The sequence below is a fragment of the Nostoc sp. FACHB-190 genome, from assembly GCF_014696905.1.
Classification (GTDB): Bacteria; Cyanobacteriota; Cyanobacteriia; order Cyanobacteriales; family Nostocaceae; genus Nostoc_B.
This window is the reverse complement of sequence record NZ_JACJQW010000007.1, coordinates 173113-197966: the sequence shown is the minus strand read 5'-3', so window position 1 is coordinate 197966 and position 24854 is coordinate 173113. Positions and strand designations below refer to the sequence as shown.

The window sequence follows — 24854 nt, the reverse complement described above, 5'->3', positions numbered from 1 at the left end:
CGTTCACAGCGAAGGGTTTGGAAATGTTTGCTTCTTCAGAGACTCCTATAATTGGGACAATTTTATTAGTAGCTTTCGGCATATTAGGCTGGGGCTTTTATCGCGCCAGACCTTTTGGAAAACTGGGAATCTTAGCCTGGTTGCAGTCAGTGGTTTTGATGACTCCCTGGCTGTTATTTTTTGGTTTGTTTGCTGCTGGCGTTTATCTCAACATTGTCGGCATATTGTTCTTAGTAGTAGCTTCTGCCGGGTTATACATCTACCTCGGCAGACAATTACGGGCGGCGGGACAAGATGCCATCCTTAAGCAACGGGCAACAGAAAGGCTGGCTGCTGACACCACACCAGAAGGTAATACAGCACCAGTCACCGCCGAACTCCAAATTGAAGTATTATCAATTCCCGAAGCTGACTTGAGTGCCATTAAAGGCATTTTTGGACTGGATACATTTTTCGCCACAGAAACGATCGCCTACCAAGAAGGCGCTATCTTTAAAGGTAATTTACGCGGCGAACCCCAAGAAGTTCACAACCGCCTCAGCGCCAACTTACAAGAACGTCTCGGTGAGCAATATCGCCTGTTTTTAGTAGAAAATACAGACGGTAAACCTGTAGTGATTGTATTACCTAGCCGTAACGATCCTCGTCCCACCACCGCAGGTCAGAAAGCCTTTGCTGGTATTCTGCTCATCGCTACCATTGCTACCTGTTTAGAAACTGCCGGGTTACTCCTCAACTTTGATTTATTTGCCAACCCAGCCAAGTTCACCCAAGCCTTACCCATCGGCCTCGGCATTTTTGTCATTTTAATCGCCCACGAAATTGGTCATTGGGTACTGGCGCGGCGTTATCAAGTCCGTCTTGGCTGGCCTTTCTTTTTACCTGCTGTACAAATTGGTTCCTTTGGTTCAATTACTCGCTTTGAATCTCTCTTACCCAACCGCACAGCATTATTTGATATTAGTTTGGCAGGGCCGGCTGCTGGCGGTATCGTCTCTTTAGTCATGTTAATTGTCGGCTTACTGCTTTCCCACCCAGGCAGTTTATTTCAATTACCTAATCAATTTTTCCAAGGTTCCATTTTAGTCGGCAGCTTGGCGCGAGTCGTCCTCGGTTCCGCCTTACAATCATCCTTAGTTAACGTCCATCCCTTAGTAATTATTGGTTGGCTGGGTTTAGTCATCACCGCTTTAAACCTTATGCCTGCTGGTGCTTTAGATGGTGGACGCATCGTGCAAGCAATTTATGGACGTACAACTGCGAAAAGAGCCACATTTGCCACTTTAGTTTTGCTGGCGTTAGTTTCTCTCGGTAACACCTTGGCAATGTATTGGGCAATTGTCATTCTTTTATTACAACGAGATTTAGAACGCCCCAGCTTAAACGAAATCAGCGAACCCGATGACGCTAGAGCCGCATTAGGTTTGTTGGCATTATTCCTAATGATTGCCACTCTTCTGCCCTTAACCCCTGGTTTAGCTGGGCGTTTAGGTATTGGGTAATTAAGTTAAATTGTTAGTGGTGTGAACTAGATTAATTAGCTCACACCACTACAAACTCTGCGTTTAACACTTAATTCCTCTACGTTGAAAAATACTTATTAACCTAAAAATTACTCAAATTAATAGTGCGATCGCCTGTAAACAATTAATTACGAAAAATCACTTTTATACAACACCCAAATTATTATATTCTATAACTGTTGTAGATTTTCCAGATGAGGCAATTCAATCAGAATGGTTAGGTTTACCAAGAGCATCAGAAAAAGAAATTACTGCTACTGAATCTCGTTTGAGGACAAAATTACCACTATCTTACCGGGAATTTTTAAAGGTTACAAATGGCTGGCCTGGATATCCAGGGGTTTTAAGGTTACGGATGGCTAAAGAAATAGACTGGTTTTTTGTTGAGCATCAGAACTGGATTGACATCTGGACACAAAGCTTGAGAAGTTTACCACCTATATCTGATGAGCAATACTTGATATATGGAAAAAATTTAGAGCAAGATATACGTGTAGAGTATCTACAAACAAACCTACAAATTAGTGATGCGTTGGATGGTGAAGTTATTTTACTTAACCCTCAAATTACTCATAATCAAGAATGGGAAGCTTGGTTATTTAGTAATCATATTCCTGGAGTTAAACGTTATCGGTCTTTTTGGGAAATGCTCACTACAAGAGGAATGGGCGCTACACCTTAATAGTCACTGTCAGAGACACAAATGCCTTTACATTTAATTCCATTTGTAGCGGTACGCAAACAATGAGGACAGAGAATTTTTTCTGCTTCCATTTCTGGATTGATCACTACATTAGTGCTGGCTTGTAATTTGTCTTTCTCTGTCTGGGATTGTACAGTCATACCAATTGCTAAATTTTTAGAAGTTTACATCAAATGCTGGCACTATCATAAGTATAGCTTCAGAAGATGTTTGAAAATTTGACTTGATTTTGTCCCTACACAGGACTTACGCAAAAGTTCCCGAAAAGCTTAATTTATCGAACCGCCAAGTCGCCAAGAACGCCAAGAAATCGTAGAGTCTGCGTAAGTCCTACCTACATTATTTCTTGATCAAGGTGCAATTAATCGGTTGTTGTAGAGACGTTGTATATAACATCTCTACAGGATTTTATAGAATATATAGCGGTTCCGGCTGTATTAAAAGCAAGTAAGAACCGCTATAGTTTCTAGGAGAATTGGTATTACATCCAGTCTTAACTGATAATCTTTGTGTGTACTTCCTATTTACATTCCCACCAACCATGAGAAGAAGTTTCCCCACCAAGAAGAATTTAAATCACCCACAGTCAGTTTCATTTTGCGGCGAATATCTTGGATATTCCAATTAGTGAGTTTGGCTAAGGTTTGGGCTTCTTGTTCAAATCGCTTGGGTAAAGAACGCTTGTATTCTCTACCAGCTTGACATTTGAGTTCGCCTGTAAAGGGATGCTGTAAAATGTATCGCCCTTGGAAAGATTCTTGGTTAGAAGTAGCTTGAAAAATTGGGTCTTCAGGGAATCTATCACGGGTGTAGCGAATATGTAAGCGAGTGATGAAAACGCTGCTACTAACAATTGGCGGACGACGGAAACCGGACGGGAATGGCTCGTCATTGCTGGAATTATTATCTAGCCAAAATACACCCGCTTGTTTGAGTTCTTCTGGGTTCAGAGGTTCTGCGGAACAAGGATCGCAACTACTCATATCCCAAGCATATTCCAAGAAAGCTACCTTTCTGTCTTCTTTTAGGTAAGATGTTTGGAACATGGACTTGTAAAAATCACTAAATTCATTTTTGACAAATACCGGAATATTGGCATCGGAAGGAACTTTCACGGTGCGGTAGTTGGTGATTTCTGCTTGCCCTTTGGGTGAGAGGACATAGACAATTAAATCTTGAGCAGCGTTGGCATTAATCATACCCAAACGAATGGGCAGCATGAATTTACGTGATTGGTAAGAAATTTGTAACGGACGTAAAAACTGATAGCCAGATTCTTCAAATTTATCGAGGTTGACTTTCGCCACAAAAAATTTCATCCCAGAACGGACATAAGGTTGGAGTAGCTGTTTTGCTCCTCTGGGAATTTTGTAACCGTTGCGATTTAGCCAAGTTTCCAGGCCGCCGGATTCTTTTGCACTTAAAATTACAATGTCATATTCACCAACGTTGAAACGTGCTTCGACGGTTACGCCTAACTCACTCGCACTACCTCTGGCGGCTCCGGCTCTAGCTCTAGCTGCTGGTGCGGGTAAGGCTTCGTTAAGTACTCGGTCGTATTCGGTGCAAGGATCAGAGTCGAAGTATTCTACTAAGCGTGGTGCGCTAAAAGCATCTAAACGCTCGACAATTTTGGGTGGAGCAACACGGACTTGTTCTTTTTTGATGACTGTGGGTACAGGTACAACCATTGCAAAATCTTTGACTTCGCCTTTGAAGTCATTGGCCATAGTTAAAACGGTGCGATCGCCATCCCGCGCCATAATTACTTGAGAGGCTTGGTTGTATAATTTACTATCGGCTTTGGCAACATAAAAGCCACAAAATGCCCAGGCTGTAGGAGCAAAACACAGTACAGCCAATACAGTAATTAATAATGATGAAATTACTATTCTCAATCGCTTCATTTTATACCTCTGAATTAGGGAGTGGGAAGTAGGGAATAGGGAGTAGTTAATTCTCTTGCGTTCTTATGTTCTCGAACCAAGCAAATCTGGGTGATGACCACAACCAATCAATCGCAATGGTCAATGGTGCAAGGGCAAACAATGACCAAAATACTGCTGTAGAAATGAAGAAATTATTTCGCAGGATAAAAGTTAAGCTGGCAATGCAGATAGCCCAAACTATCCGCCCGATTTTGGCGTTGGGAATTGAGCGCGGATCTGTCACCATAAATAAGGCAAACAGCAGCAAAGACCCACTCATTAAGCGATGCCAATATACGTCCCAAGTCCAACCGAGCCAAAGGTTGCGTATGGCTTCTAACAAAGAGTAGGAACCTAAAAAAGCGGCCGTGGTATCCCAACGACCAATGCGTTGTAAAATCAAACCGCCAGTCCCAGCAAATAACAGCCCATACCACCATTCTTCACCCCACTGCCCAGGAGATACCCACGCATCAGAGGTGAGGGTTAAGGCGGTGATAATGCCAAAATTAGCTGGGTTGAAGAAATGTTTCTCGCCGACTTTGAAGCAAAATTTACTGGCGATCGCACTTACTCCTGCTAACATCATTGTTGTCCAATGGTCAGCCCGTAAGAGCAAACTCAGTCCGAGGGAAGTAATCAAGGCACTACGCAGATTTAGCTTTTGTTCTGGCTCTTGGCTATTGAGCTTTGACAATATCCACTGCGTTGATAAACAAGACGCAATCACTACACCAATTAATTCTGGATGCAGTGTCCAGTCTCTGGTGCCAATTCCCAAGACTAAAAATGAACCGAGAAATAGAATTTGATAGTCCCGTATATCTTTCAGCAACATTACCAATATATTCAGGGATTACCCGTAGATTTTTCACCAATCTAGTCGAGTAAAAACTGAAATACCATTGCTGTTACAGATTTTGTTACAAACAAGACTGTGAGACTGGGTGTAGGGGTGTATGTTTACATCTTGCACCTAGCGACTACACAGACAAAACCCGCACTTCGACAAGCTCAGTGACCACCTGCGCGGGTTCAAAACCGTGTGTAACTTTCTCTTAAACCTAACCCCCAGCCCCTTCAGGGGAGCAAGATTCAAAGCCTCTCTCTGTTGCGGCTACCGTGTACACACAAGTCGAAAATAGGCAGCATGAAAGCCTATCCCGCCTTGAACTAAAGTTCCAGGCTCATAGCGAAAGTCCACTCAAGTGGACTAGAATGAGTTTCTTGTTGAGTCCTCTTCAGAGGACTTACGCTGTGAGACTCGGAATAAATTCCGAGACGGGACAGATGCACTCAACCGAGATTTGTGTGTACACCATAGCTCTGTTGCGGGGAGAAGTTTGGAGGGTCTGAAAAAATAAACGACACGTCACTTTACTTACGTTTTGGTTGTATGTTTCCCCAAATGTTGACTCTGCCGTCAAAACCGCCACTAGCTAACAATCTGCCATCTGGACTAAAAGCGATCGCATTTACCCAATCACTATGTCCATAAAGTGTACTTAATAACTCGCCTGTAGTTAAATCCCACAGTTTAATGCCATCTCTGCCGGCGCTGGCTAAAGTTTGGCCGTTGGGGTTAATTGCGATCGCATTTACCCAGTTATTATGTCCTTTGAGGATACGGGAAAGGCTTTTTGATTGCAGATTCCAAAGTTTAATGGTGCGATCGCGGCTGGCACTAATTAAGGTTGTACCATCGGGGGTAAAAGCTACAGCATTCACAGCTTGGGAATGTGCCGAAAATGACCGAATTAATTTACCACTCTCCAAGTCCCAAAGCTTGATTTCACCTTTATTATCACCACTGGCAACTGTTTGGCCATCAGGGCTAATTGCTACTGTATAAATTGAGTCACTAACCTTGATTAAAGTTGTCAATGGGCGTTGCTGTAATAAATCCCATACCCGAATTCCGTCTAAAGCACCACTAACTAGCACTTTACTATCAGGAGATACCGCTAAAGATAAGACGTTACTGGTGTGTCCGACAAAGGAACGACGAAATTTATTATTTTTAAGATTCCAAATATTAATTGTGTTATCTGTACTACAACTAACTAGGGTTTGCCCATCTGGCGCAATCACCAAGGATTCTACAGAGGTTTTGTGTGCTTTGCTATTCGCCAACTTTTTGCCAGTTAAAGGATTCCACAGACGAATTGCACCTTCATTTTCAGCACCGCCACTGGCGAGAATTTTGCCATCGGGACTAAAAGCCAGAGATTTCACCGTTCCAGTGTGTCCCACCAAGCTATAAATTAAGCGGAAATTGGCAAAATTAGGTTGAGATGGGGAATCTGGTATTTGAGCGATCGCAGCATGAGCAGTATAAATATCTAAACTTTGCCAAATAGTTAGCGGCAGAGTCAAGGCTGCTATAAAAGCCAAGAAAATATGCGGGCGCAGCAAAAGGCTGTTCCCCTTTTTTCCCTCACTCCTCACAAATTTTTCCTCACTGTTTGAATAGTTAAGTCAATTTACTTCACATTTGTGACTCAACACTATCAACGGGGTGGTTTTTTCTTCGCAACAGTTAATATCGGTAGCGTGGGACTCGATGAACGGGAAGGTAAGTAATGTTGTACCACAGGTTCCTCTGGGATGGGGCGATGCTGCTGCATTCGCCACAACTTAAAGGCGAGACTAATACCTGCTGTTCCCAACCCAAGGGCTAACAATGACCAACTATCATCAAATCCACCAATCACAGCATCTACTACGCCCATTGTTATCAAGATACTGATAATTGGCTCTTTTCTGTAGGCTGATTTCAAAAAACGAGGTAATGCAGCATTCATCACAGCTTGGTTTATCCAAATCACCTTTGTGTCAGTTTACCGAGAATACCTCACCGCCAGTTGTCTTTTATAAAAAAGACATCTAAATATTATAATTTGGATCAGTAGGTGAGGGATTGTAACAATTTGTCTTCTTGCTGATTTGCAAGCCTACAAAGATATAGACAGCAAATTATCCAAGATAGTTCTCTTGATAAAGTTTTAACCAGCCGACTATGCCAGCTGGTTAAACCTGTTCTACTTACTAGCTTACATCTAGAAAGCTTTTGCTTTTGAATCGTACTACTTGAGACCGAGCCAAGATAGCACACCTTGATTGGTGACATATTCAATAATCACCATCAAGCCAAAGCCAATCATTGCCGCACGACCATTGAGGCGTTCAGCATATTCACTAAAGCCAAATTTGGGTTCTTCTAATTTGGGGGTAACGGTGGGTTGTGGTTGTGTCATGTTCAATAAACCTCTTTTCGGCAAACGGGACTTAAAAGTAATAGCCTTGAATCTGGACTTTGGTCAGGTTGGAGCCAGATGAACCTAGGAGCAGCTTCTTAAATGTAGCTGTGCAGAGGCTCTGTTAACATTTTGTAATTATTCTTTATATATTGTAGTCAACTGTGTCAATAGTCAAGGGTAAGAGTTTTCAGCTTTGTTACCGTGAAAGGGAAAACTAAGGTTGTAGATAGCTATATCTAATACGGAACTGTCAGTCTGAGACTGGCAGGCTAAATTAAACCAAAAATTCATCAGAGGCGTTATATGGAAATTGGCGTTCCCAAAGAAACGAAGGATCAAGAGTTTCGAGTCGGGTTAAGTCCTTCTAGTGTCAGAGTACTAAGGGAAAATGGTCATAGCATCTTTGTCCAAACACAAGCAGGTCATGGTGCTGGTTTTACAGATGCAGATTACATGAATGCGGGGGCAGAGATTGTTTCGACAGATGAAGCCGCATGGAATCGGGAATTAGTCGTTAAAGTCAAAGAACCATTATCGAGCGAATATAAATTTTTGCAAAAAGGGCAAATATTGTTTACATATTTGCATTTGGCAGCCGATCGCAAATTAACCGAACATCTAATTGATTGTGGCACTTGTGCGATCGCCTACGAAACTGTCGAACAGCCAGGCCCCAACAGACTACCCCTACTCACACCCATGAGTGTCATTGCTGGGCGGCTATCAGTGCAGTTTGGCGCGAGATTTTTAGAACGTCAGCAAGGCGGTAGAGGAGTACTTTTAGGTGGTGTACCCGGTGTTAGACCCGGTAAAGTTGTGATTTTAGGTGGCGGTGTAGTCGGCACAGAAGCAGCGAAAATTGCTGTGGGGATGGGTGCTATTGTGCAGATTTTAGATGTAAATGTAGAACGTTTATCTTATTTAGAAACCTTGTTTGGTTCGAGAGTGGAATTACTTTATAGCAACTCTGCCCATATAGAAGCTGCCGTTAAAGAAGCTGACTTATTAATCGGTGCTGTTTTAGTCTTGGGACGCAGAGCGCCAATTTTAGTACCCCGCGAATTAGTTAAACAAATGCAGCCTGGGTCAGTAATTGTAGATGTTGCAGTTGACCAAGGCGGTTGTGTGGAAACCTTACACGCCACCTCCCATACCAACCCCGTCTACATTGAAGAAGGCGTAGTCCATTATGGCGTTCCCAATATGCCAGGTGCAGTACCTTGGACATCTGCTCAAGCCCTCAATAACAGCACATTACCATTCGTTGTGCAGTTAGCAAATCTAGGCATCAAAGCCCTAGATGTTAATCCATCCTTAGCCAAAGGTGTAAATGTGCAGAATCATCGCCTTGTCCATCCTGCTGTACAAGAAGTCTTTCCTGATTTGGTGAGTTAGTCTCTTTATTATTTGGTCTTACACCTTAGATAAATCAAAACAACAAAAAGCCATTGGTGTCCCCAGTGGCTTAACTCTTGCTGACCTTCACAAGACTTTATTATGTAGCTGATTCAAGATATTTTTCGTTTAAAGTTTGACTGATTGTCTTTTGACTAACATTAGCACTCAATAAAAAATAGAGTAAAACAGAATTTACAAAAAATTATGAAAAACTAACTATAAAGGACTTAAAAAATACAAATTTATAAAATTTTACCTATCTATAGGTAGATACAATATCCACTAAATAAAGTTAGCTAAATGATTAAACAACAGTAATAACTTTGTTAATAAAACTATTGATTGCTGCTTAGAAAAAGCTTATAAATTACTACTACTCAAAATTGCAAATTAGACTGTTGATTAAAAATTTATATCTAATATAAATTCTCACATAAATCAATTATACTCATGCTTAAACAAGCATGATAGAAATCTGGAAATATAATATGGACAAAATTTTGCTACCTGTAATTACAGTGAATCTTTTATAAATAGGGGAATACAGATATGGAATTTTTATCCGATTCAGTGGTGCTATCACGGATGCAGTTTGCGCTGACAGCGATTTTTCATATACTTTGGCCTGTTCTGACAACAGGAATGGGGATTTATCTTGTCATCGTTGAGGGACTATGGCTGAAAACTCGTAATCCTGATTATTACCTTCATGCACGGTTTTGGTCGAAGTTTTATGTCCTCAACTTTGGTATTGGGGTAGCCACGGGTATTCCAATGGAATTTCAGTTTGGGACTAACTGGGCTCCTTTTTCGGAAGCTGTGGGGAATTTTTTTGGCAGTGTGATTGGTTTTGAAGCTTCTTGGGCGTTTATGCTAGAAGCAGCTTTTTTAGGGATTATGTTATTTGGTTGGGAGCGCGTCAATCCTGCGGTTCACTATCTCTCGACAATTTTGGTGGCTGTGGGTGCGAACTTGTCAACTTTGTGGATTTTGACGGCAAATTCTTGGATGCAAACACCAGCCGGCGGAGAGATGGTGAATGGCAAGTTTGTTGTCCATGATTATTTTCAGGCGATGTTCAATCCTTTTATGGCTAACAGTGTACTGCACATGTTTTTTGCCACCCTGGAGACTTCGCTGTTTGTCATTGGCGGAATTAGTGCTTGGTACATTTTGCAAAAACGCCATCCAGAGTTTTTTGCCAAGTCTTTAAAGATAGTTTTAGCAGCTGCGATCGCAGTTGCCCCATTACAAATATATATTGGTCACTTAAGTGGCGAACAAGTTTATCATTATCAACCAACAAAACTCGCCGCAATGGAAGCACAGTGGGAAAGCACACCCGCCGGACAACCTGCTGACTGGAGTTTACTCGCAATACCGAATGAAACAGCGCAGAAAAATGATTGGGAAATTACCATTCCCAACGCCTTGGGTTACATTCTGGAATTTAAGCAGAATCTTTCTGAACCTTTGCGTGGTTTGAAGGAGTGGAAACCAGAGGATCGTCCCCATCTGGTAGGTTTGATTTACTACGCTTTTCGGGTGATGATTGCCATTGGCTTTTTCTTTGCTGGATTAATGCTGTTAACTACAGTGCAGTGGTTACGTGGTAAACTTGCAGCCAAAAATATTACTCAGCAACGTTGGCTGATGTTAGCTTGGGTATTTGCCGCACCTTTAGGATACATTGCTGTGGAGTCAGGCTGGATTGTGCGCTGCGTGGGAAGACAGCCTTGGACACTTTATGGACAAATTCGCACAGTTGATTCAGCCTCGCGTTTACCTGCAAGTAATGTTTTAACTTCACTCACAGCTTTTGCAGTAGTTTACAGTTTATTATTCATCGCCGCAATGTACTTTGGTAGTCGCATCATTCGCCGTGGCCCAAATCTTAATTTACCAATTCCCGGTACAGAAATTACCAAACCTGCTGTAGATACAACTCCAGGTGAGTTTGTCCCAGATGAACGTCCTGTAGAAGCACAACAATAAATAGGGGAGTGGGGAGTGGGGAGTAGGGAGTAGGTTAAATAATTAAGATCCCCGACTTCTTAAAGAAGTCGAGGATCTGAAGTCAAGGTTACTAAGTTTAAATCAGAGATTTTATGGAAACACTGAAGTATTTTTTACCGCAAGTTTGGTTTGTCATTTTAGCTCTATTTTTATTCTTGTACGTGATGCTAGATGGCTTTGATTTGGGAGTAGGAATTTTATCTCTGACTTCTTCTAATGAAGAACGTCGGGGAATTTTGATGACTAGTTTAAGCAATATTTGGGATGCCAATGAAACTTGGCTAGTGTTGATGGGAGGGGGATTGTTTGGGGCGTTTCCTTTGGCTTACGGCACAATTTTAAATGCTTTATATATCCCGATTTTGGTGATGGTATTTGGCTTTATTTTTCGGGGTGTGGCGTTTGAATTTCGGGAGTTATCCAGGCGCAAATTATTTTGGAATTTTGCTTTTGGTGCGGGAAGTTTTATCGCTGCACTTGGTCAAGGGTTTGCCCTTGGTGCTGTCCTCAAAGGGATTAATGTTGATGAGACGGGACACTTTATTGGTAGCACTTGGGATTGGTTAAGTTTGCCATCTGTGTTAGTAGCTTTAACTTTAATTCAAGGATATGTGTTGATTGGTTCGACTTATCTGGTGTGGAAAACGACAGGAGAGTTGCAAGAAACCCATTATCAAACTGCAAAAATAGCCGCGTTGACAACATTAGTTGGTGCGATCGCAATTACAATTAGTACACCGATAATTTATGAAAGTGCCAGATATCGCTTATTTCAACAGCCTTTAGTTTATATATTTACCCTGATTCCCGTTGTGGGAGTTTGGCTAATTTGGCAACTTTTACAAAGTCTCAACCGCAAAGAAGAACGCGCACCTTTTGTCTGGACGATTCTGTTATTTGTGTTGTCTTTTATTGGATTGGGATTAATTGTTTTTCCCTACATTATCCCGACAAAAATCACGATTTACGAAGCATCTGCTGACCCCAGTTCGTTGGTAATCATGATTATTTTTATCGGCTTTCTTATCCCGGTGATGTTGTTTTACAACCTTTATCAATACATTGTGTTCCGGGGTAAGGTGACTGGTGGTGGTTATGAAGAATAGATAGGATTTATTCTTTTATTTTTTCACTTCCTTCAAAGTGCGCCATTTTGCCAACCAGCTTAAAAGTTCTCGCTCACTGATGCGCTGTTTTCGCGTAGATAATTTTAATACTGCATCAAGTTCGGCGGAACTTTGACCTGTTTTTTCTTGCCAAACTTGTAATAATGCTTGGCGTTCTAAAAGTGTTGTGCCTAATCCTAAAGATTTTTGTAGTTGTATTTGTTCTTCTTTACCCACCATTTCTACAACAAAATCGCTAGATTCGGCTTTTTCTAACACTCCTGCTAGTGCTTGGATATATGCTTGGCTATTATCTATCACTGGAGTTTCTAAGGCTACTGGTTTACCAAAGCGTTGATTTTTTGCCCAGATTAAAACTAATAGTAAAACTCCTACTTGAACCAATGCAGGGAACAGAGGTGTTTTAGCAAAATATCTCCATAAACTGCCTTCACCTTCACTTTCTTTAACATCAGTATCTTTGTAACCGTGAATATATTCGTCTACAAATAACTTGTTATTTTTTTGATTAACTAAACTGGCGAGATATTGAAAGTTACTTACATCATCTTGATAGGCATTGGCAGCTAAATAAGGAGTAGCTGAGAAAATTACTTTGCCTTTATCAGATTTTTCTTCCCAAACAACAGCACCAAAGCGATCGCCTAAAGATATGCTTGGTTCTTTTACTTTAATATTACGCCTTTTTGTGGCAATTTTGACATCACCAAAAGCCGAATTTTGCAGAGAATTAAAGTTAGCTTGCGTTACAGGTGTTTTGACACCTAATATTACTAAATTATTCCCTTTCGCTAACCATTCCTGTTCATCAAATAACAAATTCTCTTCCCTCAGAGAACTCATAACTCGCAGTAGGGTAACTGGCGTTTTTTCTGGTTGAATATCTTCTAAAGGCTTTTGCCAACGCTGGATAGTAATACCTTGTTGCTGCATATAAGCATACCAAGCACCATAGCCATCGGGAGATCGACTATAAGTCGAGCCACTGTAAATTTTTGTATTAGGAGCAGCAAAGAAGCTGAGTATAATAATGACAGCAAGTGCGATCGCTCCTAGCCAAGCAACACGATTTGATTTTTTCATAACTTAAGTGCTGGGTGCTGAGTTGTTTTGTTGATTAATAATTTCTTGATAAGCTTGCTGGCATTGTTGATAATTTTCTGGCAATATCTCAGCATTGCCAAAACATAATTGTTCGTGGGTAGTAATGAGAGTTTCGTAAGGTTGAACTGGGGTGATAGTTGAGCGTAAAACCTGTAAATATTCGCCATCAGTGCGACTAAATTTATGGGGAATGAGTTTAGTATCATGCAAGTGTTGTAAGATTGCCAAGTACAGACAACGACAAGCTTCACGATAATTACCTTGGCGGTAAAGTGATTGCGATCGCTCCAGCCATAATGCTACAGATAAATCATGATCGCCATTTTTATCCCCAGCATTTGCATTATTCTTACCCACAGATAACCAAGCATATAGATAAGGGCTAAATTCTTGCCATAAACGCCAAAGTACGAAAGCCAAAAATATCGCAAGTATCAGCCAAAATAACAAGACTAGCAAATGACTTAACCAAGGACTAATTTTCCAGTCTGGTGATAAGTTTGGTAAAGAATTTTGAAAGCGGTCAAATTGATATTCTATCGATTCTCCAATTTGTTGCTGAAGTTGAGATAACTGCCAACTCCAGCTAGTTTTTTCAAAGCCATCATTAGCCATAAATAACTAGTAACCTTTTTTGCTCTTTTGTAGCATTATCCAGCCAATTAATACAAGCAGCGTACCAAATACAAGAAATCCTAAATCTCAAGTTAACTGATTAATCATAACTAATTTGCCGGATATGATATCAATTGTCAGATTTTTGATTATTTGCGAAAAAGAACCCCGACTTCTTAAAGAAGCCGGGGTTCTGAATCTTACGATATATTAAGTAAATATTAAATATTCAGATGTATATTTGATTTTTGCAATATACGTAGTGGCGTGACAAAAATCATCAATTATTTAGAGAAAATTCGCCAATTACAAAATATGAAACTTCTATCGCCAGGGTGCAGTATAGTTTTACAAATATTAGCCACATTTACTTTTACAACTCCGGTATTTGCTGAAGTTGTCAATATTAACTTATTGCAACTCAACGATGTCTACGAAATTACGCCAGTAGAGGGAGGGACTCGTGGTGGTTTGGCGCGTGTCGCTACAGTCAGAAAACAACTGCGCCAAGCAAACCCACGCACCTATACAATTTTGGCTGGAGATTTTTTAAGTCCTTCGGCTTTGGGAACTGCCAAAATTAACGGTACACCTTTAGCTGGACAGCAGATGGTAGCTGTACTCAACGCTTTGGGTTTGGACTATGCAACCTTTGGGAATCATGAATTTGACATACCAGAAAATTCATTTTATCAACGATTGCAAGAATCACGGTTTCGCTGGTTTTCTGGGAATGTCTCAGATAGTAAAGGTCAACCTTTCAAAAATGTCCCCAGGTCGATAGTATTTAATGTGAAAGGCGATCGCGGTGCTGTTGTCAGAGTCGGGTTAATTGGTCTCACTCTCGATAGTAATAAAGCAAATTACGTCAGTTACACAGATCCCTTAACAGTCGCCAAACAGCAGGTAGCAGAACTGAAAGGAAAAGTGGATATTTTAGTAGCTGTAACTCATTTGTCCATAGAGAGCGATCGCATACTTGCAGAAACAATACCAGAAATTGACCTCATCCTCGGCGGTCACGAACATGAAAATATTCAACAATGGCGCGGACGAGACTTTACACCAATTTTTAAAGCTGATGCCAATGCACGTACAATTTACATTCATCAACTACGCTACGACACCACAAAGCGTAACCTACAAATTAACTCTCGTTTAATGCCAATTACCGATAAAATTCCAGACGAACCAAAAACAGCACAGGTGGTTAAACAATGGCTAGACAAAGGTTTTACAGCATTTCGCGCCAATGGTTTTGAACCTAATCAAGAAGTAGCTAAAATCTCATTTCCTTTAGATGGTTTAGAATCAAGTGTTCGCAACAAGTCTACAGAACTCACCAAGTTAATTGCTGAAGCAATGTTGCAAGAAGTTCCCAACGCAGATTTAGCTATCTTTAATGGCGGCTCAATTCGCGTTGATGATGTCATTCTGCCAGGATCAATTACGCAATATGATGTCATTCGCATTTTGCCTTTTGGTGGTAAAGTCGTGGCTGTAGAAATGAAGGGCGAATTATTAGCAAGAGTCCTCAAAAAAGGTCAAGAAAATAAAGGTACTGGTGGTTATCTCCAAACAGCACAAGTTACTAAAAAAGAAAAACCAGAGCAGTGGTTAATCAATGGTCAGCCTCTTGATACAGAAAAATTTTATAAAGTTGCTATTAGTGATTTCTTAATTAGCGGCAAAGAACGAGGATTAGATTTTTTAAATCTTCAGAATCCAGACATTAAGCTAATTTCAGAAAAACGCGATATTCGTTTTGTCGTCATTGACCAATTAAAAAAACAAGCAAATGCTCTGACTCGTTGATTAATCATGGCAAATCGGAAGAAGTACGTAATTAGCCTGTGAATGTGGACAAAATTATTTATAAAACGTATTTCGACTCCTTTCTCCTGCGGAGACGCTAACGCGAACGACTACGCTCAAGGTAAGTCGCTCAATGCTCAGTACCCTTACTAAAAGAGGGTTGAGCGCAGTCGAAGTATCCACACTTGTTAATTTTAAGTTAGGTTTAATTTATTCCTTCTCCTGAGATGATTTCATTATTTATACTGAACCCAGCCAGAATTTAATAAAGTAATTACCCAAACATACTGTTCTTTATAGACATTAATAAAGATTAAAATCTAAACAAGTTGAGTTAAATACTGTTTAGATATTGACGTTACCAATATGTCTATTTCACCAGCTATAGTAATATTTATTTTCTGGCTGATAGCTGCTTTTATATTCGCCAACCTCTATAACAAGCTAATTAAAAGTAAAAATCAGGTTGATTATGCGTTTTCTACAATTGATGTATTGTTGCAAAAAAGATGGGATTTAATACCTAATCTTGTAGCAATTGCAGAAAAATATATGCAATTTGAGCAGAAGACTTTAACAGAAATTGTCAGACTCAGAACCAAATTAATCTCAGAACGTGTAAGTGATAATACGAGAGTTAGAATAGAAGACCAAATATCGAGAAATCTAGATCATCTGATCGTTACAGTCGAAGCATATCCCGAACTCAAAACCAACGAGCATTTTATCCGGTTACAGTATTCACTAACTGAAATCGAGGAACAAATTTCCGCCGCCCGGAGATTTTATAACAGTGCTGTCACGGAATATAACAATACAGTTGAAATGTTTCCTACAAATTTGTTTGCGTCTTGGATGAATTATCAGTTAAAAATGCAATTCCAAATTTCATCTCAAGATAAACAAAGTGTAAATGTCAGAAATCTATTTAGCTGATATTTTACGCAATTTTTAATAACTAAAATTCCATGTCAACTGATTTAAAGTTGTTCCAGTCAGGATTGGAAGCCTTGAAGCACAAGCGTTATGCAGAAGCAGTCAGTTTCTTGGAAAGCTTTTGTCAAATCTGCGAAACAACTCCTGAGATTGAATGTCAGGAATTTTTTCAGGCACAAGCAGCATTGGTGAAAGCATATCACTTTACTGGACAACACCAAGCAGCGCGGTTGTGCTGTCAAAAGTTAGCAGAAAGTAATCATCCAAAAATTCAGACTTGGGCGCAGCAAATTCTTCAATCTTTACCTACGGAATCTTCAGTAACAACTCCCATAGTTCCAAATCAAACACTCCTCACAGCCGAACAAGCCGCCAAATTACTCGCCACAGGAAGTAAAGCACTCAGATTTCGCCACTATGCTGAAGCTGTTCAGGCTTTAGAGGCGTTCTGTCAAGGAACTGATGCAGGATTCAAAGATTATTATCAAGGGCAGATGTGGCTAGTTAAAGCTTATCAGGGAAATGGACAATTAGAAGATGCGATCGCACTTTGCCAAAAACTCACTAATCTTGATCAAGAAGTAACCCAAATCTGGGCTAGACAATTTCTTCCGACTTTATTACCATCCACTTCTCAGTTACAGTCTCAAACCGTACAGCCAGCAGAAAAAACTGCTCCTGTCAAAATGACAATGAGAAGTTTATCTGAATTTAAAATCTTTTGTCAAAATAATTTATTAGAAGATTTAAAAGAATTTGAATCGGTTAGGAAACAAACAATCATCTCAGTTTCCTTGGTTAGTACTGTTATTTTTATCATATTTTGTTTATTAGTTAAATTCTTTCCTCTAGAATATATTATTTTTTGCCTTGTTCAAAAAATTCCCCTACCATACTTCATCATCTTTTTATTTTTATTTGGATTCTTGGCTTGTTTATGGGGATGGATTGCTTTTTATACTTCTGCAATAGAAACTTATACTCATGGATTTAAAACAAAAATCATTCAAAAGATTTTTGATTTTATTAATACTAATAAAACTTTGAGTTATGCTAGTTACGCCTCAGAAGATGACAATCAATATACTCTGTCTGCTTTCATTCATAGCCAGATTTTTCAGACCTTACTAAAACCAAATCATATTCAGCAACAAGAATGTATTTTCGGCACAGTTAATGAAACGCCTATCTTCTTTTCGGAAATTTGTACAGAAGTAGAATTAAAACATCGTTGGATTAAATATCTCACTTTTTCCCAACATTTAAAAATGTTAAGTTCAATGATGATACCTCCTGTGGTCATCAGAATGGTTTTTGGATTTCTACTACCGCTATACTCGATATTATTAGTCACAAAGTTAATTAAAAGTGTCCCTTATATAATACTGAGGATATTAAGAGGGCAACAAATCAATTATCAACATTTTGAAGAAGAAATTTTGCGAAACGAAGTTTCTCGACGAACAGTATTTAAAGGATTGTTTTTTCAAGCCAACTTTAATAAAAATATTAGCGGCAAGACTATAGTTTTACCAAACTTCGCAAATACCAATCTTAACGCCTTAAATAATAGAAACGAACAACAAATTAAACTAGAAGACCTTGAGTTTAGTAAATTTTTCACAGTCTATGGAGATGACCAAGTAGAAGCCAGATATATTTTGTCTACAAATTTAATGACTAAGTTAGTTCAATTTAGAAAAAGAGCGAAAAAGAATATTTACGTATCATTTGTTCAAAATATGATTTACATAGCTATTGAATATGCCGATGATATTTTTGAACCTAAACTTTTCAAAAAAATGTTAAGCTTTGCCCCCATGCGAGAATATTTTGAAACTATAAATCTCATGTTGGATATTGTGGAAGACTTGAATCTCAACCGACATATTTGGGGTAAAAATTAAGATTAATTCACCAATAAAATCCTGTCATTCCTAAACCCCCATCTGAACAGATAGCCTAATTCGCAAGAGGAATATTTTTTCTTGTGAAATATACCTCTGTTTGAGTACCAAGAGTATCAAGCTGATTACTACCTGTATTTACAATCACAGTCGATGCCGTAATTTTGGGGAATGGATATAAATGAGAAAGATAAATTTTATCATTAATAACTATCTTTCCGAGAGAAATGCGAGTCAGCTTATTTATTGACTCAACTTCAGCATCTCCATTGCGATAACACAGTCTTCCAAAAGCTAAAGCCGTTGTTTGTGCCGGAACTTCAAGTAAATAAAAGTAGTCAGGACGTAACCAATCTTGCCAACTATCATCACCGCCTTTACCTAGATATTGAATCGATGATGAATCTATTTTTGTCCATGTTTTTGGAGAAAGCCCTTTAGGAAAAATGATGACTTTAATTTCTCTTTTACCAGCAAGAGAAACTTTTCTAGTAAATGTGCCACTATGCCAATAAATGCCTAGCTCATCATAATCATTAACTTTGACTTCAACCAGAGGTTTAGCATTACGGCAAACCTGAGCGCGTCGCTCATCTGGCGCTTGCAATTTAACCCACAGAGTTAGACAAACCACAGCTAAAAAAATTGAAACACAAATCTTGAAAAATCGAGGAAATTTCATCGAGATGATTAGTGCAGGGATGATTGACTCTGTTATAGCCAATCATCCATTTGGTTTGTTGACTACGGAAAGTTAACAGTCTAACAATTTTTGATTTTTAATTTGGATGCTAAAATACTAAAAGCCGATAGTTTTATAGTGGTTTACTAAAATATATTGCCTGTCTGTAATTTTCTATGTCTGAAAAATATCGCTTTGAAACTTTGCAAGTCCACGCGGGACAAGAACCAGCAGTAGGAAGTAATGCTCGTGCTGTACCGATTTATCAAACAACTTCTTACGTCTTTAATGATGCCGATCATGGGGCGCGGTTGTTTGCGCTGCAAGAGTTTGGCAACATTTACACGCGGATTATGAATCCGACCACAGATGTGTTTGAAAAGCGCATTGCAGCTTTAGAAGGGGGTGTAGCAGCATTAGCTACTTCTAGCGGTCAAGCGGCGCAGTTCTTAGCTATCAGCACGATCGCTCAAGCCGGAGATAATATTGTTTCTACCAGTTTTTTATATGGGGGAACCTATAACCAATTTAAAGTTTCTTTACCACGTTTGGGAATCAATGTCAAATTTGTCGAGGGCGATGATGTAGAGAATTTTCGTCAGGCGATCGACGATCGCACAAAAGCATTGTATGTGGAAACCATTGGCAATCCCCAATTCAATATTCCCGACTTTGCAGCATTAGCTCACATTGCCCATGAACATGGTATTCCCCTGATTGTTGATAATACCTTTGGGGCTGGCGGCTATTTGGCTCGACCAATTGAACATGGTGCAGATATTGTAGTTGAATCTGCTACTAAATGGATTGGTGGTCACGGCACTTCTATCGGTGGCGTAATTGTCGATTCTGGGAAATTTGACTGGGGTAATGGCAGATTTCCCATATTTACTGAACCATCACCTGGCTATCATGGGCTAAATTTTCAAGAGGTATTTGGCGTAGGTAGTCCCTTTGGTAACATTGCCTTTATTATTCGCGCCAGAGTAGAAGGCTTAAGAGATTTCGGCCCCTCATTGAGTCCATTTAACGCATTTTTATTATTGCAAGGATTAGAAACACTTTCTTTGCGTGTAGATCGCCATATCTCCAACGCCTTAGAATTAGCCCAGTGGCTAGAACAACAACCCCAAGTAGCATGGGTAAATTATCCCGGACTTCCCCATCACCCCTATCATGAGCGAGCCAAAAAATATCTGAGACACGGATTTGGTGGCGTATTAAATTTTGGCATCAAAGGGGGACTAGAAGCAGGTAAAACCTTTATTAATCATGTCAAATTGGCAAGTCACTTAGCCAACGTGGGTGATGCTAAAACCCTTGTCATACATCCTGCTTCCACCACTCATCAACAGTTAAGTGCTACAGAACAAGTTTCCGCCGGTGTGACACCTGATTTAGTGCGTGTCTCTGTGGGAATTGAACACATTGACGATATTAAAGACGATTTTGAGCAAGCATTTCAAAAGATTGGTCAATAGTCAATATTAAGAAGTAAAAAGTAAAAAGTAAAAAGTCAGGACTTACGCAAAAGTATGAAGAAACGAACCGCAAAGGACGCAAAGGACACGAAGTTATAAGAGTTAGAGAGAGTTTTTGCGTAAGTCCTAAAAGTAAAAAAATAATCCCCATAAATAAATTTAGGGGATTTAATAAGGAAGTATTATTTCTCGCTCTATGCGTCTCGAAATAAATGTTCCTATTTCGTTCCATAAATGAATTTAGCGCGAAGTCACAGCGCCGGAAACCAGCGACCTGAACTTCGAGTATAGAGGAGCTTGTGACCCTTATTCTTTTTCTTTCTTTTGCCTTTTAACTTTTTACTTTTGCCTTGTTTGGTCATTGGTCAACAACCCCTCTGCAACAACTCCCCACCTAGTTAGTATTAGATGAATTATCAGGACTTCATTTCACCACAAACTGAGTATTATCATTTACCAGTGCCATTTGAGTTAGAAGGAGGCGGGGTTTTAACTGGGGTTCAGGTTGCTTATCGGACTTGGGGAAAGTTAAACTCAGCAGGTGATAATGGAGTACTGATTTGTCATGCTTTAACTGGTTCGGCTGATGCTGACGAATGGTGGGAAGGTTTGTTGGGTGCAAACAAAGCACTAGATAGCGATCGCGATTTTATTATATGTAGCAATATTTTGGGCAGCTGCTACGGTACAACAGGAGCAACGAGCATCAATCCCCAAACTGGAATCCCTTACGGTGCATCATTTCCAGCAATTACGATTCGGGATATGGTGCGCTTACAAGCTGCATTTATTCAACATCTGGGAATTAAATCTTTACAGCTAGTCATTGGTGGCTCACTGGGTGGGATGCAGGTACTAGAGTGGGCGTTATTATATCCAAACATTGTACAAGCGATCGCCCCTATTGCCACTTCCGGTAGACATTCAGCTTGGTGTATTGGCTTGAGTGAAGCCCAAAGACAGGCTATCTATGCTGATCCTAATTGGCAAGGGGGTAACTACACAAAAGAACAACCACCCAGCCAAGGACTAGCAGTAGCAAGGATGATAGCGATGAGTGCTTATCGTTCTTGGCAAAGCTTTACAGAACGTTTTGGACGACAATATGATGGTGTGGCTGATCAATTTGCGATCGCTAGTTATCTACAACATCATGGACAAAAACTAGTGCAGAGATTTGATGCTAACACTTACATAACTCTCACCCAAGCAATGGATAGTCATGATATTGCTCAAGGTCGAGACTATAAATCTGTTTTGCAAAGCATTAAACAACCTGCTTTAGTTGTGGCTATTGATTCTGACATTCTTTATCCGCCGATAGAGCAACAAGAACTCGCAGATTTCATCCCTCATGCTCAACTAGGTTGGTTACAATCTAGTTATGGTCACGATGCTTTTTTAATTGATACAGCAGCTTTAAATGAGCTATTGATTAACTTTCGGCAATCTTTAAGTTTAAAAACCTTCTCTGATAAGCTAATCGGCACATCACATAGCAGATTTGATGTTTATGAGGTACAGCAACTAACTGAAAAAAGTAATGAGTAATGAGTCAGAAATTTACTTATTAATCAATACTTATGACTCATTACTTAATACTCATGGTATACCTCATTTACTTAAAAATTGCTGTAATTTTGTCCATACATACAAGACTGATAGCAATTATTTCAAAGCTTGAATGCCCAGAATAGTAAGACTTTTCCTCCTGCCTTCTGCCTTCGCTATAAATCTTAAATTTATAACTTTGCCAGAATTTCTGGTAATAATTGACCAGGAACTTTTGATAAAGCCAAATTCTGCCCTTGAATGCCTAATTCGTTATGGAAGGCGCGGATTGTTTTGACTACATAAGCAAAGGTGGTTTGATAAGCTTCTGGTTGTTTGCTTAATCCGTTTAAGGCTTGCAAATGGTGATCTAATGCTATTTCTAAATGGTGCGATCGCGTCGGTTTATCCCCATTAAAATAACTATCTGTAACTAACTGATAATGGGCTAATCCTAAGTTATTATGAGCAGCAAACAAATCAAAGCTCAATGGTATTCCATTCAAAGAATGCGCTAATGCAATGGCTTCTTCGTAAGCAATAATTGATAATTTGAGTAACTTTTGCTTGCGTTCTTTTGTGGTTTGCGGTAAGTTTGCCAGATGCCAATAAGCTGTGGCTAAATTATTTTGGGTGGCGGCGCAAGCAGTGGGAACATTGGCGGCGGTGCGATATTTTAAAGCTTCGCAGTAAACATCAATAGCTTGCTGAAGATTGTCGGCGGGTTGTTCGTATTGGGCTAAATTCCAAAAGGCAGTGCCGATATTATTTTGAATCATGCCGTATTTGAGTGGTTCTTGTTCGGCATTATAATGAGCGAGTGCTTGGTTATAAGCTGCGATCGCTTTTTTCAGATGCACTACTGGTTGATTATATTGCCCTAAATGCCAGTAAGCTGTACCTAAATTATTTTGGCAAGCCGCATATTTCAACATATCCATTTCCACAGTGCGGTAAGCCAAGGCTTCTGTATAAGCTAAAACCGCCTGTTGCCAGTTTTCCGCAGGGTGAGAAAATCTTGCTAAATCACCGTAAGCTGTTCCCAAATTATTCTGCACTCGCGCATAAGTTTCTGGGTGAGTCTGCGGTGAAATCATCTTCAACGCCAACTGATAAAATTCAATTCCCTGTTCAATGTAATTTTGTCCCGCCTCAAGATTGGGTGGTGTGCGGTACAACATCCAATACAATGTACCTAAATCATTGAGAATATCGGGTAATTGTGGTGATTGATCATCATAGGCGATCGCTTCTTGATAAGCTAAAATCGCCACCATCAAGTTTTCTAGGGTGGAATTGCCTTGTTCAATCCGCAGGCGATATAAGTTACCCAACTGATGATAAGCTGCTGCCAAATCTTCTTTTGCAGCTTGCTTGATGTGTAATTCTTCAATGGCTAATAAAATTTGTTGTGGCTGCCAATTATCCTCTTCTTCTTGATTACCCTTGGCATTAATCGTGGCTAAAACTAACTCTGTTAACTCCTGGCTAATATGTGATATGGAAGACAGTGAGGGAGTAGTAATTTCACTAACTTGAACAGCCGATTGTGACTCATGCTTAATAAATCCCGGCGGTGGTGGCGGAATATCTAGAACCCTACTAACCTGCTTTGCTGGTGTGTCTGTAGGAACTGTACCATGACCATTTTTGCCAAATTTGGGTTCTGGGGGCGGTGGGGCTTTGGGTGGAGTATCAATTGTTGATTCGTTGACACTAGTCCCTTCTAAATTCCCAAAATCCAAATTCTTGGAATTAGATACACGTTCGGGATAATTAACATTGCGCTTTGCAGGTGAAGGTTCTCCCGCAAAGGTAAATATTCCCGTCCGCCAACGCCAAAACTGGGGTGCTGACTGCTGAATAGCTGACAACCAAGGACGCGATACCCACAACAACACCGTCGATTCGAGAAACCCGCTAGATTCTTGGCTAGAAAAAGCTTCGTCACAAAGGCGCAGATAATGTAAAAACAACCGTTGAACGGCTACGGGTTGCTTAGTTAACTGTTCTACGCCGACAATTTGAAATGTCGGTATTGGCAAAGGCCTGCCAGGGTGATCTGGAGATGCACCAACAATGGGCGGCGGATAATTAGCCAGCCATTGATTTATCTGGGCTACAGGATTAGGCTCATTTAAATTTAACCGCAAAGTTACTAATCGCGGATAAGCCGGAGTGCTGCTAGTTTCCTGTCCATCTTGGGGTTGATATAAAACTTGCCCCACTGGATAAGCCAAAGTGGAGTGTAATCTCGCTGCTACTTGATTTCGCAGTTGTAAATCGTCGCAGACGGCTAAAAACAGTTGTCTTCTTAAGCCCAAACTCAGGGCAAGTTTCAAACGGTGATATACTTGCCGATTCCAAGCAAAATTATCGTGGTGTGCTGAATCATTCACGCTCATGGTGGCTCAACAGCCAAAAAACAATGTACATCACCGGATCAAAGGTGCAATTAGATTGATCTAGTCCGGGGTAATCTTCCCACAGCCCTAGATGACCACGCAAGTGGCTTACCTAGTTGCGATTCTTCTTAACTGAACGTTATTTAACTATGACGGCAATTGTCAAGCAAAAACTTAAAATTTCATGCCTTGACTCAGCAATACAGCGTTTTTCGGTTGAGTGCCGTACCAGTTGATAGGGGCTAGAGGCTAGATTGATGTACCTCATGGGAATGAAAAACGCTATATTCTGACTTGGGACTGTTGACATGACAAAGAAAAAACAGGTTCCCCTAACGATGAAAACCTGCAACACCAACAAAAATTAATTTTTTTCCAAAAACAATGTTATTACAGGAGGCAG

20 protein-coding genes are annotated in these 24854 nt (G+C 40.1%); 10 read left to right on the top strand and 10 right to left on the bottom strand.

Annotation, left to right across the window (positions count from 1 at the left end; genetic code table 11):
- Positions 1–23: 23 nt before the first annotated feature.
- Both H6G28_RS11345 and H6G28_RS11340 read left to right on the top strand, forming a co-directional pair.
- The gene (locus H6G28_RS11345) at positions 24–1502 is read left to right on the top strand and encodes a site-2 protease family protein (RefSeq protein WP_190670812.1); all 1479 of its coding nucleotides are present in this window, start codon (positions 24–26) and stop codon (positions 1500–1502) included.
- Positions 1503–1593: 91 nt separating this feature from the next.
- Positions 1594–2205 carry an SMI1/KNR4 family protein gene (locus H6G28_RS11340; protein ID WP_313949906.1) on the top strand — a complete coding sequence of 204 codons (612 nt, stop codon included), beginning with the start codon at positions 1594–1596 and terminating at the stop codon, positions 2203–2205.
- Here H6G28_RS11340 and H6G28_RS11335 read toward each other — a convergent pair.
- From H6G28_RS11335 to H6G28_RS11310, 6 genes are all read right to left on the bottom strand, one after another.
- Positions 2202–2366 (bottom strand): DUF8639 family protein, encoded by a 165-nt coding sequence (locus tag H6G28_RS11335; RefSeq protein ID WP_190590110.1) that lies wholly within the window; start codon positions 2364–2366, stop codon positions 2202–2204. The genes H6G28_RS11340 and H6G28_RS11335 overlap by 4 nt on opposite strands.
- Positions 2367–2750: 384 nt before the next feature.
- The gene (locus tag H6G28_RS11330; protein WP_190670808.1) at positions 2751–4133 is read right to left on the bottom strand and encodes a DUF2330 domain-containing protein; all 1383 of its coding nucleotides are present in this window, start codon (positions 4131–4133) and stop codon (positions 2751–2753) included.
- 46 nt (positions 4134–4179) lie between these two features.
- Positions 4180–4992: an RnfABCDGE type electron transport complex subunit D gene (locus H6G28_RS11325; protein ID WP_190670806.1), complete on the bottom strand. Its 813-nt coding sequence runs from the start codon at positions 4990–4992 to the stop codon at positions 4180–4182.
- A gap of 539 nt (positions 4993–5531) precedes the next feature.
- Entirely contained in the window at positions 5532–6569 is a 1038-nt protein-coding gene (locus H6G28_RS11320) for a WD40 repeat domain-containing protein (protein WP_242054532.1), read from the bottom strand.
- Positions 6570–6664: 95 nt separating this feature from the next.
- The gene (locus tag H6G28_RS11315) at positions 6665–6958 is read right to left on the bottom strand and encodes a hypothetical protein (RefSeq protein ID WP_190590220.1); all 294 of its coding nucleotides are present in this window, start codon (positions 6956–6958) and stop codon (positions 6665–6667) included.
- Positions 6959–7240: 282 nt separating this feature from the next.
- On the bottom strand, positions 7241–7411 hold the full coding sequence (locus tag H6G28_RS11310; RefSeq protein ID WP_190590106.1) for a CAB/ELIP/HLIP family chlorophyll-binding protein: 171 nt from the start codon (positions 7409–7411) through the stop codon (positions 7241–7243).
- Positions 7412–7717: 306 nt separating this feature from the next.
- On the opposite strand from H6G28_RS11310, the gene ald reads away from it, so the two are divergent.
- The 3 genes from ald (at position 7718) to cydB (ending at position 11934) form a co-directional block, all read left to right on the top strand.
- Positions 7718–8809, top strand: coding sequence for an alanine dehydrogenase (ald, locus tag H6G28_RS11305; RefSeq protein ID WP_190670803.1), 1092 nt, complete (start codon positions 7718–7720; stop codon positions 8807–8809).
- Between the two features lie 552 nt (positions 8810–9361).
- The gene (locus H6G28_RS11300) at positions 9362–10807 is read left to right on the top strand and encodes a cytochrome ubiquinol oxidase subunit I (protein WP_190590102.1); all 1446 of its coding nucleotides are present in this window, start codon (positions 9362–9364) and stop codon (positions 10805–10807) included.
- 113 nt (positions 10808–10920) lie between these two features.
- Positions 10921–11934 (top strand): cytochrome d ubiquinol oxidase subunit II, encoded by a 1014-nt coding sequence (cydB, locus tag H6G28_RS11295; protein WP_190590101.1) that lies wholly within the window; start codon positions 10921–10923, stop codon positions 11932–11934.
- A gap of 15 nt (positions 11935–11949) precedes the next feature.
- Here the strand turns inward: cydB and H6G28_RS11290 are convergent, their stop codons facing one another.
- Together H6G28_RS11290 and H6G28_RS11285 are read right to left on the bottom strand one after the other, a co-directional pair.
- Entirely contained in the window at positions 11950–13038 is a 1089-nt protein-coding gene (locus H6G28_RS11290; RefSeq protein WP_190670800.1) for a DUF4350 domain-containing protein, read from the bottom strand.
- Positions 13039–13041: 3 nt separating this feature from the next.
- Positions 13042–13674: a DUF4129 domain-containing protein gene (locus H6G28_RS11285; protein ID WP_190670798.1), complete on the bottom strand. Its 633-nt coding sequence runs from the start codon at positions 13672–13674 to the stop codon at positions 13042–13044.
- 267 nt (positions 13675–13941) lie between these two features.
- Between H6G28_RS11285 and H6G28_RS11280 the strand changes: the two genes are divergently transcribed.
- The 3 genes from H6G28_RS11280 to H6G28_RS11270 all read left to right on the top strand — a co-directional run bounded on the left by H6G28_RS11280 (position 13942) and on the right by H6G28_RS11270 (position 18332).
- Entirely contained in the window at positions 13942–15489 is a 1548-nt protein-coding gene (locus H6G28_RS11280) for a bifunctional metallophosphatase/5'-nucleotidase (RefSeq protein ID WP_313949904.1), read from the top strand.
- 366 nt (positions 15490–15855) lie between these two features.
- Positions 15856–16425, top strand: a complete 570-nt coding sequence (locus H6G28_RS11275; RefSeq protein ID WP_190590098.1) for a LemA family protein — start codon at positions 15856–15858, stop codon at positions 16423–16425.
- 32 nt (positions 16426–16457) lie between these two features.
- Positions 16458–18332 carry a DUF3137 domain-containing protein gene (locus H6G28_RS11270; RefSeq protein ID WP_190670795.1) on the top strand — a complete coding sequence of 625 codons (1875 nt, stop codon included), beginning with the start codon at positions 16458–16460 and terminating at the stop codon, positions 18330–18332.
- A gap of 55 nt (positions 18333–18387) precedes the next feature.
- On the opposite strand, the gene H6G28_RS11265 is transcribed toward H6G28_RS11270, so the two are convergent.
- A complete protein-coding gene (locus tag H6G28_RS11265; protein ID WP_313949903.1) occupies positions 18388–18966 on the bottom strand; it encodes a hypothetical protein in 579 nt (192 codons plus the stop codon).
- Positions 18967–19190: 224 nt separating this feature from the next.
- On the opposite strand from H6G28_RS11265, the gene H6G28_RS11260 reads away from it, so the two are divergent.
- Together H6G28_RS11260 and metX are read left to right on the top strand one after the other, a co-directional pair.
- Positions 19191–20495, top strand: coding sequence for an O-acetylhomoserine aminocarboxypropyltransferase/cysteine synthase family protein (locus H6G28_RS11260; RefSeq protein ID WP_190670792.1), 1305 nt, complete (start codon positions 19191–19193; stop codon positions 20493–20495).
- 408 nt (positions 20496–20903) lie between these two features.
- Positions 20904–22046, top strand: coding sequence for a homoserine O-acetyltransferase MetX (gene metX, locus H6G28_RS11255; RefSeq protein ID WP_242054530.1), 1143 nt, complete (start codon positions 20904–20906; stop codon positions 22044–22046).
- 191 nt (positions 22047–22237) lie between these two features.
- Here metX and H6G28_RS11250 read toward each other — a convergent pair whose 3' ends face one another.
- Positions 22238–24451, bottom strand: a complete 2214-nt coding sequence (locus H6G28_RS11250) for a tetratricopeptide repeat protein (RefSeq protein WP_190590094.1) — start codon at positions 24449–24451, stop codon at positions 22238–22240.
- Positions 24452–24854: the final 403 nt, after the last annotated feature.